This window comes from Acrocarpospora corrugata (assembly GCF_009687845.1).
Taxonomy (GTDB): Bacteria; Actinomycetota; Actinomycetes; order Streptosporangiales; family Streptosporangiaceae; genus Acrocarpospora; species Acrocarpospora corrugata.
Window position 1 is genome coordinate 157,147 of the sequence record NZ_BLAD01000050.1, and the last position, 11,213, is coordinate 168,359.

12 protein-coding genes are annotated in these 11,213 nt (G+C 69.2%); 7 read left to right on the forward strand and 5 right to left on the reverse strand.

Going from position 1 to position 11,213, the window contains the following annotated elements; all coding sequences use genetic code 11:
- The first annotated feature begins 119 nt into the window (after positions 1-119).
- Complete coding sequence (locus Acor_RS17510) at positions 120-527, forward strand: ClpX C4-type zinc finger protein (protein ID WP_155337733.1); 408 nt, start codon at positions 120-122, stop codon at positions 525-527.
- Here the strand turns inward: Acor_RS17510 and kynU are convergent, their stop codons facing one another.
- Positions 528-1,745, reverse strand: a complete 1,218-nt coding sequence (gene kynU, locus Acor_RS17515; protein WP_155337734.1) for a kynureninase — start codon at positions 1,743-1,745, stop codon at positions 528-530.
- A 361-nt stretch (positions 1,746-2,106) separates the two neighbouring features.
- On the opposite strand from kynU, the gene Acor_RS17520 reads away from it, so the two are divergent.
- The 3 genes from Acor_RS17520 (at position 2,107) to Acor_RS17530 (ending at position 3,947) form a co-directional block, all read left to right on the forward strand.
- Positions 2,107-2,658 (forward strand): VanZ family protein, encoded by a 552-nt coding sequence (locus Acor_RS17520; RefSeq protein WP_155337735.1) that lies wholly within the window; start codon positions 2,107-2,109, stop codon positions 2,656-2,658.
- A 151-nt stretch (positions 2,659-2,809) separates the two neighbouring features.
- Positions 2,810-3,562, forward strand: coding sequence for a GntR family transcriptional regulator (locus tag Acor_RS17525; protein ID WP_155337736.1), 753 nt, complete (start codon positions 2,810-2,812; stop codon positions 3,560-3,562).
- A gap of 166 nt (positions 3,563-3,728) precedes the next feature.
- Positions 3,729-3,947, forward strand: coding sequence for a hypothetical protein (locus Acor_RS17530; RefSeq protein WP_155337737.1), 219 nt, complete (start codon positions 3,729-3,731; stop codon positions 3,945-3,947).
- 201 nt (positions 3,948-4,148) lie between these two features.
- On the opposite strand, the gene Acor_RS17535 is transcribed toward Acor_RS17530, so the two are convergent.
- Positions 4,149-5,141: a hypothetical protein gene (locus Acor_RS17535; protein WP_155337738.1), complete on the reverse strand. Its 993-nt coding sequence runs from the start codon at positions 5,139-5,141 to the stop codon at positions 4,149-4,151.
- A 188-nt stretch (positions 5,142-5,329) separates the two neighbouring features.
- On the opposite strand from Acor_RS17535, the gene Acor_RS17540 reads away from it, so the two are divergent.
- Entirely contained in the window at positions 5,330-5,863 is a 534-nt protein-coding gene (locus Acor_RS17540; RefSeq protein WP_422664814.1) for a gamma carbonic anhydrase family protein, read from the forward strand.
- Here Acor_RS17540 and Acor_RS17545 read toward each other — a convergent pair.
- On the reverse strand, positions 5,838-7,001 hold the full coding sequence (locus tag Acor_RS17545) for a mannosyltransferase family protein (RefSeq protein ID WP_170316976.1): 1,164 nt from the start codon (positions 6,999-7,001) through the stop codon (positions 5,838-5,840). The two genes, Acor_RS17540 and Acor_RS17545, sit on opposite strands and share 26 nt — an antisense overlap.
- Positions 7,002-7,206: 205 nt before the next feature.
- Here Acor_RS17545 and Acor_RS17550 point away from each other — a divergent pair, with 205 nt between their 5' ends.
- Together Acor_RS17550 and Acor_RS42250 are read left to right on the forward strand one after the other, a co-directional pair.
- Positions 7,207-8,544, forward strand: a complete 1,338-nt coding sequence (locus Acor_RS17550) for a hypothetical protein (protein WP_174876159.1) — start codon at positions 7,207-7,209, stop codon at positions 8,542-8,544.
- Between the two features lie 220 nt (positions 8,545-8,764).
- The gene (locus tag Acor_RS42250) at positions 8,765-8,926 is read left to right on the forward strand and encodes a hypothetical protein (RefSeq protein ID WP_170316977.1); all 162 of its coding nucleotides are present in this window, start codon (positions 8,765-8,767) and stop codon (positions 8,924-8,926) included.
- 309 nt (positions 8,927-9,235) lie between these two features.
- Here the strand turns inward: Acor_RS42250 and Acor_RS17555 are convergent, their stop codons facing one another.
- Together Acor_RS17555 and Acor_RS17560 are read right to left on the reverse strand one after the other, a co-directional pair.
- Complete coding sequence (locus Acor_RS17555) at positions 9,236-10,309, reverse strand: glycosyltransferase (RefSeq protein WP_155337741.1); 1,074 nt, start codon at positions 10,307-10,309, stop codon at positions 9,236-9,238.
- Positions 10,306-11,109, reverse strand: a complete 804-nt coding sequence (locus Acor_RS17560) for a hypothetical protein (RefSeq protein ID WP_155337742.1) — start codon at positions 11,107-11,109, stop codon at positions 10,306-10,308. The genes Acor_RS17555 and Acor_RS17560 overlap by 4 nt, the downstream gene beginning before the upstream one ends.
- Between the last annotated feature and the right edge of the window lie 104 nt (positions 11,110-11,213).

Consider the following 11,213-nt stretch of genomic DNA (forward strand, 5'->3'; position numbering starts at 1 on the left):
AGAACCACGGCCATGAGCGTCGTGGCCGTTTGCGCTCGGCCGCGATTGGCCTCATGATCGTTTGTACGCCCGGGAAGTCACAACTTGATATAGGGCGATTGACAACTTAAGGTTGTCGCATGGAGCCATCAGAGTTACTCGCGAAAGCACGGGCGCGAGCCGCGAATCCCTCTGACCCGCTGGAAACCCTCGCCGCCGCGAGCATCCTGAGCCAGGAGCTGAGCCGGGACGCCGACGCTCTGCTCGACCTGGCCGTGCATCACGCCCGGGCGGCCGGAACGTCATGGACGGCGATCGGGGATCGGCTCGGTGTCTCGAAGCAGGCGGCCAGGAAGCGGTTCGCCAAACCGTTCACCCATCCGTTCGCGACCCGGCGGACCCGCCGGGAGGCGGCCTGCTCGTTCTGCCGGACTCCGCCGGGGCCGCGCGTGCACATGGTGCACGGCGAGGCCGGGCGGATCTGCGCCGACTGCGTGGCGCTGGCCGGCGAGATCGTGGCCGACCTGAAGGCCAAGGCCAAACACTGATCAGGTGACGGGCAGGCGCCTGTGGTAGCGGTCCTCGCGCCAGAGTTCCTTGCCGAGCACCTCGGCCAGGGTGTTGGCGGCGTCGTAGACGTCGACGTACCGGAGGTAGAGCGGGGCGAAGCCGAAGCGCATCAGGTCGGGCGCGCGGTAGTCGCCGTGCACGCCCATGTCGATCAGGGCGCGCATCACCGGATAGCCGTCCGGGTGGCGGTAGCTCACCTGGCTGCCCCGTTCGACCGGGTCGCGCGGGGTGGCCAGTTCCAGGCCGAGGTGCTCGGTGAGTTCGATGAACAGCTCGGTGAGGGCCACGCTCTTGGCCCGGACTGACCGCATGTCCACCTTCTCCCAGATTTCCAGGGAGGCGTTCAGGGCCGCGTAGGAGAGCACCGGGGGGCTGCCGACGGCGAAGCGGCGGACGCCGGGGGCCGGCTGGTAGGCGGGCTCGAAGGTGAACGGCGTGGCGTGCCCGTGCCAGCCTGAGATCACGTTCCGGGCGGCCTCCTGGTGCTTCGGCGCGACGTAGATGTACGCGGGCGCGCCGGGGCCGCCGTTCAGGTACTTGTACGTGCACCCGATCGCGAAGTCCGCGCCCGTGATGTCCACCGGGAGCGCGCCCGCGCTGTGGCAGAGGTCCCAGATCATCAGCGCCCCGGCCGCCTGGACCCGCGCGGTCACCGTGGCCATGTCCCGGACCGCGCCCGTACGGTAGTCCACGTGGGACAGCAGCACGGCGGCCACGTCCGCGCCGAGGGCTGACTCCATCGGCGTGCCGGCGCCGATCTCCCGGATCTCGCGGCCGAAGGCCTGGGCGGCGCCCTGCACGACGTACTGGTCGGAGGGGAAGTTGTCCACGTCCGAGACGATCACCGGCCGGTCGGGGCGGAGCGCGAGGGCCGCTCCGAGCGCCTTGAAGATCATGATCGAGGTGGAGTCCCCCGCCAGCACCTGGCCGGGGCCCGCGCCGATCAACGGCGCGATCCGGTCGCCGGTCGTCTGCGGCAGGTTCCACCAGCCGGCGGTGTTCCAGCTGGCGCCCAGGTCCTGACCCCATTCCGCGGTGACCGCGTGCGCCACCCGGGCGGCGGTCCTGCGGGGCAGCGCGCCCAGCGAGTTGCCGAGCAGATAGACGACCCCGTCGGGCAGGACGAACTCGTCGCGGTAGTCGCTCATTGGATCAGCGGCGTCGAGCGCGGCACAGCCGGCGCGGGTGATACTCATGTACCCCATCATCCCCGTAAATTTCCTGACTCGACCAGTGCGACGGGGGGTGGCCACTCCAGGAAAAACCCGGAGGCATCCGATGATCACCGTCGGTCGACCCGCCAAATCGACCACAAAGCGTCACAGATCATTCTACGGCGGAGACCACGCAGAGTGACATCTCCCGGCGATCACGCCAGCCGCGTGAATCTTTTCCCGACTCGACCGTTCAGACCGTTCCCGAGCGTCCCAGCCCTGACCAGGCGAAGATCGGTTCGGACACTTTCCAAACAGCCACCTTCTTGTCACTTCTGCGCCCGAACAGGGACGGGTGACACGCACGGCGAGCGATCATCCAGCGAGCCAAAAGGACACAGTCATGTTGCTGGCATGGCGTATGTGGGGACATATCATTCTTTTCAGCCTTTTAATGATCCCCGTCGCGCTTCTGACCGCCTACTTGATAGGGAGACAACGCGCTAGTTCGGGCATCCAACACCCCTTCCGGACACCCCTCGCTGATGCCCTTTCCGTTACCGGAACCCTCCCCTGGCTGTGGATGATCCTCACTCCCGGTAGTGTCCCGGCCCCCGCCAGAAGCCTCAGCCTGACCCCCTTCCGGGACCTGACCACCCTCGCCGAGGGGTTTACTGGCACTCTGATCGCCCAGGTAGGGGGCAACCTCCTGGTGTTCGCCGCGCTGGGCGCGCTGCTCCCGATCCGGTCCCCGCGACTGGCCCGGCTGCCCCTCGTGGCGGCCGTGGCGGCGGGGTCGTCTCTCACCGTGGAATTGCTTCAGTATGCTTTTGGCCTCCACCGTGTGTCGTCGATCGACGACGTTCTGCTGAACACCACGGGTGCGATTCTGGCGGCAATCATGACTAAGCGTTGGTGGGCCCGCCCAATACCGGAGGGGACCGTTCCAGGATAACGGACGGCTTTAATCAATCAAGATCGCCCCATGCGCCCGATCCGCTAAAAATAGGCACGGGACCTACCAACAACTCTGTGCGATCGTGGACAAGACGGGGCAAGTTCTCTGGAGACGCTAACTCCCCGTTGGTGACAGAGGGTGATCAAACGTGACGGAATCCCCGGTGCATCACGAGCCCCCCATTTATCGGCGTATCGCCGACAGTCTGCGTAGCCAGATCCTGTCCGGCGAACTCCGAGATGGGGATCGGCTACCGGGCGAGAACGCACTCATGTCGGAGTACGGCATCGCGCGCGCCACCGCACGGCAGGCGCTGGCCGTACTGATCAATGAGGGTTTGGCAGTGCCGCGGCGAGGTTCGGGGGTCTACGTGAGGCTGTTTCGGCCGATCAGACGGCATGGTTCACGACGGCTCTCCCGCGAACAGTGGGGGCAGGGCCGGGCGATCTGGGATTCGGACACCCGGGGTCGCGCGTACACGGTGGACGAGGTCCACATCGAGCGGCTGGCCGCGACCGAGGACGTCGGGCGGGTGCTGGACAGCGACGAGGTCTGGGTCCGGCGGCGGCGCTATTCGGTGGACGGCCGTCCCGTCCAGCTGGCCGCGTCCCACTTTCCGGCCGATCTCGTGGAGGGCACCGCGATCACACTCCCGGACACCGGTCCCGGCGGCGTCTACGCCCGATTAGGCGATCTCGGCTACTCGCCGGTCCACTTCACCGAGGAGGTGCGGGCCCGGATGCCCGCCCCGCACGAATCCGAACTCCTCCGCCTCCCGGCCGGCAACCCCATCCTCATCGTGGCCCGGACGGCCTACACCTCCGGCGGCCTCCCGGTCGAGCTCAACGAGATGACCATGGACGCGGCCGCGTATGTACTCCAGTACGACTTCGATGCCTAGGTCAAGTAGACAAGTCCGGCGATAGGTTGACCTGTCCATCCCGATCATTGATTTCTCTAGAGATGTCCCGCACCTTGAGGTTGAGACGTCAAGTTCTCGCGGCCCAGATCGGCATGGGTCACGGGAGAAATAACCCCGGGCGGCTCGGCGAGGGAAAGGTGGGCGGATGTCCTTTGACCGGCATCTTGCCGAGATTGCCCGCGAATATCCGGAATGGACGATCTGGCGGAGTGACGCGGGGCGGTGGTGGGCCACCCGGCACCACCCCCTCAACTCCGCTCAGCGGGAAGCCGGCTGCGCGATGACCATCGACGCGGACGAGCCGGAAGGGCTCCGCGAGCAACTGCGCGAACAGGAGGAACGTGCCAAGTCCGCGGACCCTTGACCCAACCCTTGAGCGCGGAAGCCCCCGACCCGATCGGGGGCGGGGGCTTCCGCTTTCAAGGGTTCTCCCGATAGCCCCCGTGGGGGCGCTGCCGCTGGTGCCAACCAAAAGGCGCCTCCACGGGCACCAAACCAGAGCGCCCGCCGCTTTCCTTGAAGCGGCGGGCGTTCTTTTGACGTGCGTCACCGCGGGACCGCAGGATCAGGCGCGGAACGTCGGAGCGTCGTCGTCGCCGGACGGGCGGAGCCGAGCGGAGTCCTCCAGCGAGCGGACCGGCTGGACGGCCTCGGCCGGCTGCTCGGAGCCGGGGGTGGTCTGCCGCACCGAGTTGGTCGCGGCGGCGTCCTCCTGCTCGTTGAAGCCCTCGTCGTTGAAGCCCTCGCTGGACAGGGCCTCGTTGAACTCCTCGTCGATCTTGGGCGCGGGCGGCAGCACGGAGGCCTCGTCGATCAGCGGGCCGGCGCTGGTCTCCCGCTGCAGCAGGTCGCCGAGGACCACGCCGATCTCGTTGAGCCGGCGCACCACCTCGGTGTGGGTGTCCGTCAGGTAGACCACCCGGCGGCCGGTGTGCTCGTCCAGCGTGGTCGCCCGGCGCTGCGCCGAGGTGAGCGTGGAGTTGGACAGCGACTGCGCGTCCGACACCAGGCGCTCGGACTCCAGCTTGGCCGCCGTCACCCGGCGGTCGGCCTCGGCCCTGGCGTCCCGCAGCGTGTCCTCGGCCTCGGCGCTGGCGGTGGCCACCTTCTCATCCGCCTCGGCGCCGGCCTGGGAGAGCAGGCGCTCGGCCGAGGTGGTCGCGTCGTGGACGCGGCGCTCGGCCTCCTCCTGGGCGGCGGTCCTGATCGACTCGGCCTGCTCGCGGGCCGCGTTCACCAGCCGGTCCGCCTCAGCGGCCGCCTGGTCCCTGGTCTTGGAGGCGTCGGTCTGGGACGCCTCCTTGTTGGCGGCGGCCTCCTCGTGCGCCAGCTTGAGGATCTGGCTCAACCGCTCGCCCAGCTCGTCCGGGTTCTGCGGCGACTCGGTCAGCTTGCGCCGCGCGTCGGCCAGCTCCAACCGGCTCTGCTCAGCCTGGTCGATCGTCCGGGCCAGGCGTTCTTCGAGGTCACGGATCTGGTTGCGGGTGCGGATCATGTAGTCGTGGACTTGGCGACGGCTGTAGCCACGCATGACGACTTCGAAAGAGTCGTCGCTCATGAGGTCGGGGAAATTATCGGTCTGGTTCGTCATGGAGGGCCCTGGGGAGTCGAAAGGCGGAACGACACGTCAGGACACGACTTTCCTGCTATCCGACTCGCATCGCAACCTGAACGCCCATGCTGCTTGGGGAAATATCCGATACAGGGCGTGTCGGCTACGTAACGGGGCGTGGAATCATGTATGGCATGCCCTTTATCGCCGCGCTTGACCACGACGACACTCCTTCAATCGATCCAACGGCCTGGCTCGCCCCCGGTGTGGTGGTGGTCGGCCAGGTGCGCATCGGCCCCTCCGCCAACATCTGGTACGGCTCGGTGCTGCGCGCCGACGACGAACGGGTCGAGGTGGGCGCCGAGTGCAACATCCAGGACCTGTGCTGCCTGCACGCCGACCCCGGCGAACCGGCCATCCTGGAGGACCGGGTGAGCCTGGGCCACAAGGCGACCGTGCACGGCGCGTACGTGGAGTCGGGCGCCCTGATCGGCATCGGCGCGATCGTCCTGGGCGGGGCCAGGATCAGCGCCGGCACCGTGGTGGCCGCCGGCGCGGTGATCCCGCCCGGCGCCAAGATCCCGGCCGGCGTTCTGGTGGCCGGCGTCCCCGGCCGGGTGGTACGCGAGCTGACCGACGTCGACCGGGCGAACTTCGCCGGAACCGCCGAGCGCTATCTGGCGAAGGCGGAGCGCCACCGCGCTAGCCGACCCATGCCCCGGTGGTGAAATTTCCGACATTGATGGCCATCACCGGTGCGGCTATGGCCACGTACAGCATGTAGACCCACGGTCGGCGGGAACCCGTCAGCCCGACCGCCAGATACAGCGGCCACCACAGCAGCGAGGCCCGCCCGACCGACATGTAGAACGACGACATCGCCAGCAGCGCGACCGCCTGGGGCGCGAGGTACCCGACCTCCGCCCACCGGCGGCGCGCCAGCTGCCAGACGATCAGCACCACCAGGACGAACGCGGCCAGGATCTCCTCCCGGTAGGAGGTCTGCAGCGCGCCCTCCTCCAGCGACCGGTTCCAGGTGTTGATCAGCGTCTGCCAGGGCCACTCGGCGGTCCGCCCCCAGTACTCCGCCTCGACGTTCTTCCACTCCATCCAGTCGCCGGTCCGCGACCACTGGAACACCATGTACGCCACCACCGGCAGCCCCGGCACGACCAGCCACGGCAGGGTGCGCCACCCGCGCTCCCGCAGCCCGTTCTCGGCCGTCAGGAACATCACGGCCAGCCCCAGCGCCAGGAACAGCCCGGAGATCCGGATGCAGGAGGCCAGCGCGGCGACCATCATCGCCTGCTCCCACCGCCCGCGCCTGGCCAGCAGCCAGGCCGGGATGGCGAGCGCCAGGAAGGGCGCCTCGGAGTAGCCGGCCAGCAGGAACACCGCGAACGGGCTGAGGAAGAACGCGATCACCGTCCAGGTGCCGGTGCCCTCCCGGTAGGAGTCGCTGAGCCGCGACAGCGCCACCGCCACCACCGCGCTGGCCACCAGCGAGACCAGCACGATGGCCAGGCTCCAGTCGGCGATCCCCAGATGCAGGATCCGCAGCACGAACGGCAGGCCGGGGAAGAAGGCCGCCAGCTTGGGCGCGTCGGTCATCCCGGGCGAGCCGTCGTAGCCCCACTCGGCGATGATGATGAAGTTGTCCGCGTCCCACGGCGTGAGCCGGTCGAGCAGCGGGGCCTCGGTCCGCCCCGGCGCGGCCAGGACCAGGTAGATGTAGGTCCCGACGTGCCAGAAGAGCCAGACCAGCAGCGCCGCCCTGTCGCTCGCCGACCCCAGCCAGCGCGGCTCGGGGCGCGGCGACGCCGGCTCGGATTTCGGTGCGGCCACGGTCTGCTGGATCTCGGTCACGAGGGACATGCAAGTAGATAGCGCCGAACCATGCCAAGAGTGTAGGCCCGACCAATCCCAGATCCCTGGCGTTTCCGCAGGTCACTAAGGTGAATGTTTCACACGTCCGGTCAGGTCTGGTCCGGATATTGGGACAGGAAAAGTCAGGCGGAAGTTCTACGATTGGCAGGTGGAGTACGGGGCGGGGTGGGATGGTTTCGCTGCCATGGAGCGCGACGTGCGCGCCATGGTCGCCGATCCACGCTGGCCGCTGACTCCCGCCCAGGGCAGGGCCGACGCCATCGCCAGGCGCGCCCTGGCGACCCCTGACGGGGTCTGCTGGCTCTTCGGGGCATACGCCCGGTGGTATCGCCTGGATCCGGACGGACAGTGGCACCTGTCGGCTCCTCCGGCCGCGCCGGCGATCCGGGCGGCCACCCGGCCGGTGACCGTGCCCATCCCGTACTGGGTGGTGCCGACCGGGCCGGACCACGCGGTCGACCGCGGCTCCACCCAGGCGTTCGTCGGGCCCGACGTGCCGGCCGAGGTGACCGAGCGGATCCGGGACCTGATCGTGGCCCACCGGGGGCTGCGCCGGGAGGACTTCCCGCTCACCGGCGGCCCGTTCCGGCAGGTGTTCGCCGCCGAGGTGCCCAGCACGGTGGCCACCGTCTGGGGCACCGTGATGTGGTGCGCGTACGCGCCGGCGTTCGACGGCAACGAGGTCATCCTGTCGATGTTCGGCGAGTTCCTGGCCCGGCCGCTGCCCGGCGACGAGTTCGTCCGCTGGCTCCCCCCGGTCGGCCTCACCGACCTGGTCGATCTGTACGCGGAACGCTGCCGGGCCGGCGCCCACGACGCCGGGCTGCGGCTGGCCGAGCTGATGGCGCGGACGGCCGACGTGCTCCGCGCCGACCCCCGGTTCCGGCCCAGGGCGAGCGCGCTGATCGGCATGATCGAGCCGCTGCTGACGCAGCCCTGGCTGGACCACACCGCGCTCCAGTCGGGGGCGGTGGCGCACACCTGGCTGCTGCGCTGCCCGCCCAACCTGGCCGCCGCCGCGCTGGCCGAGGTGTCGCCTGGCGACCACTTCCGGCACGTCTTCTACGATCTGGTGGAGGCGCTGGCGTTCACGGCCGACACGGGGGCCGACCCACGGGCGGTGGCCGCCTCGCTGCTGGCGGCGGATGTGGCCTCGGTCACTACCGATGCGGTGACATATCTGTATCCGTGGATGGACGACGGGATCAGGCAGGCGCTGTACGTGACGCTGGCCGATCCCGATCATCCGCTGCGCGGCTGCTGGCCGGTCGACGGGCGCCTGCCGGCGGGCCTGACGCCGCCGGACCGGTCCACCGCGGCCGCCCTGCTCGGCGCGGCCTACGCGACCGGTCTGGCCTGGTGTGAGCTGGCCGGAGCGGTCCCGCCGCCGACCGGTTTCCCGGTCAGCGGAGCGGTCGGGCAGTGCCTCGTCAACGACCGCGACGATCTCCCCCGCGAGCCCACCACGACCCCGCGCAAACGAGTCACGGAGACCACTTCCGACTGGCTGTACTCCAGCTAACCGGATAGGTCACTCTTACCCCACAAATACGGATATTTCATCCTTTAGCAATACTGCCCCGATGACCTCGGAGAATTCATCGAATTGTGATCTCAGAATCCGGGAAATGGTCAGTGGAGGGACGCCCGGCGTCAGGAATGGTCCCGATGGGCCATGTCGCGCCAAGACACACGGACGTAACCTCGAAGTGGGTGTGGGCTGCGGAAGGAAGGACGACGCGGTGGGGCACGACGACCTGGACTCTCGGGTCCATGACCGTGTCGCGTTGGACGAGATCGCGCTCTACGCCGAGGTTCTGGCGGCCGTGAACTACACGGATGACCGACTGACCTTGGACGAGCTCGACAACGCGCTCGGGTTGCGGACTTCGGCGAGCCGCTGAAGTCATTGACGGAACTGATCCCGGACTCCTTAGTGGGGTCCGGGATAGTTTTTGGGCCCCCCAGGAACTAGTCCCCAGCTCGGCCGCGCCTGTATCTGAACCCTCCGACCTCCTTAGGCCCCCCCAAACCCCGCCCGAAGGCCACCCAAGGCAATCTCCGCACCATAAGTCGTATCCCGGCTTGGCCGCGCCTGTGTCTGGACTGAGGAACGCAGGGTCGCGGAGCGGCCCGGAGTGACGAGGGAAGACACAGGCTCCCCAGCGGCCAAGCCCGCCGATCCGAAGGATCGGCCAATGTCACAGCTCCTATCACACGCGCGAGCGCAGCCCGTACATGAGCTCCTGCCAGCGGGCCGCGACGGCCGGGGCGGCGTGCGCGGCGGCCGATTCCAGCGCGCCGGCGGCCAGGGTCATCCGGCGGCGCTCGTCGTCCACCAGGGACAGCAGGGCGGCCGCGTAAGCCTCCGTCTCGCCGTCGCCCTCCTGGACCAGGATGCTGTCCCGGCCGGGGCGGACGAACTCGCTCGGGCCGCGCGGGCCGTCGAAGCCGACCACGGGGACCCCGCAGCCGAGCGCCTCGACCACGGTCATGCCGAGGACCTCGTGCCGGGACGGCACGGCCACGATCGACGCCTTGGCGAACTCGCCGGGCAGGTCGGGGGTGGTGCCCATGAAGTAGACGTGATTGTGCAGGCTCAGGTCGGCGACGAGGGCGCGCAGGCGTTTCTCCTCGGAGCCTGCTCCGTACAGGCGCAGGCGCCAGTCCGGGCGTTTGTCGGCGACGACGGCGAAGGCGCGGACCAGGCGGTCGAAGGCCTTGGGGGCGACCCAGCGGCCACCCGCGCAGATGATGCGGTTGTCCATCCTGGAACGTGGCCAGGGGCCCGCCGGGAGGGCGTCCGGGATGGTGTGCACGGAGAGTTCGTCGTCGAGCAGGCGGGACCAGTCGTCGCGGCCGGTCTCGGTGCTGGTGACCACGGCGTCCAGGCGGGGGTAGAACCGCCGGACCGGTCCAGGGACGGCCGGCCTGGACCATTCGCGGGCGATCCTGATGATCTCGCGGGGCGCGTACCGGGCGGACTGCACGCTCAGCCCCGGGCGGGCGGTGATCAGGACGTCGGCGCGGACCGCGCGGATGGCCCGCCAGAGGGAGACGTCGGTGCGGACCTGGCCGCGCGGCAGCAGGTGGCGGCCGGGGCGGGCGTCCACCAGCCAGCGCAGCTTGATCCGGCCGTCGATCGGGAAGAACGGGGTGTCCCTGGTGCGCTTGACGCTGATGATCTCGACGTCCTGCCGTTCCGCGAGGGCGGCGGCCAGGTTGAGCGTGGCCCGGACGTCGCCGCGCATCCCGTAGGCCGAGGGCACCAGGAACGTGATCTTCACGCCGCGCTCATCCCCGGTCCGACTTCGAGGCGGAGCTGGTCGTCGGCGGTGAAACTGGGTTTGATCGGCACGCCGTCGATCCGGGTGGCCGGATAGTGCACCCGGCGGCGTTTGCCTTCCACGTCGTCCAGGTTCGCGCCGAGCGCCAGCGGCGCGTCCAGGCCCTCGACCTCCAGCGAGGGCTCCCAGATGCCCTGCGAGTCGGGGGTGGCGGCCAGCACGTCGCAGAGCGACAGCGCGGCGTGGAACCTGACCCCCTGGACGGTCGCGATGGCGACCACCTCGGCGTCGCTGTGGCGCAGCGACAGGCGGGCGGTGTGGTGCTGGTCGTCGTCGGTGAAGCCGGTGTACGCGAGCAGCCCGGTGACTTCGAAGCGGCCCTCCCGGAACCAGACCGCCCGGACGTCGGCGACCGGCTCCGCTTCGGCGATCTTGATGGCCAGGAAGCCGTTGCGGGTCCGGTAGGCCCGGTAGGCCATCGTGCGGCGGTCCAGCGCGTACGCGTCGAGGCGGTCCAGTGAGAAGCCCGGGTCCACGCTCTGCATCCGGGTGCGCGGCCCGTCCTGCTGGAGGTAGGCGTCCCAGCGGCCGGGCACCAGCGCGAGCGGCCCGAGCGAGACGGCCACACTGGCCTCCCGGGCCCGGCGGCCCGGCGTGCCGAGCATGACCCGGCGCTCCGCCCCGCTCCCCCGATGCCGCAGCACCAGCTGGGTGCCCGCGGCCAGCGGTTCCTCGATCGCCATCTTCAGGGCTAGGACGTCGGCCAGCGTCACTTCAGCATCGGTGACGACCACACCCACCGGTAGCCCCCTCCCCGTTGATTGAGCCAACGTTGAGGTTACCGTGATTTCTCCGTTATGTGGAGAAAGGTTTTTGTGAGGATTGTGTTGGGTTGGGTCTCACG

Bases quoted from the DNA above. Each gene is read 5' to 3' on its own strand.
- Acor_RS17510 (WP_155337733.1), top strand. From the start codon at position 120: ATGGAGCCATCAGAGTTACTCGCGAAAGCACGGGCGCGAGCCGCGAAT.
- kynU (WP_155337734.1), bottom strand. From the start codon at position 1,745: ATGAGTATCACCCGCGCCGGCTGTGCCGCGCTCGACGCCGCTGATCCA.
- Acor_RS17520 (WP_155337735.1), top strand. From the start codon at position 2,107: ATGTTGCTGGCATGGCGTATGTGGGGACATATCATTCTTTTCAGCCTT.
- Acor_RS17530 (WP_155337737.1), top strand. From the start codon at position 3,729: ATGTCCTTTGACCGGCATCTTGCCGAGATTGCCCGCGAATATCCGGAA.
- Acor_RS17535 (WP_155337738.1), bottom strand. From the start codon at position 5,141: ATGAGCGACGACTCTTTCGAAGTCGTCATGCGTGGCTACAGCCGTCGC.
- Acor_RS17540 (WP_422664814.1), top strand. From the start codon at position 5,330: ATGCCCTTTATCGCCGCGCTTGACCACGACGACACTCCTTCAATCGAT.
- Acor_RS17550 (WP_174876159.1), top strand. From the start codon at position 7,207: ATGGAGCGCGACGTGCGCGCCATGGTCGCCGATCCACGCTGGCCGCTG.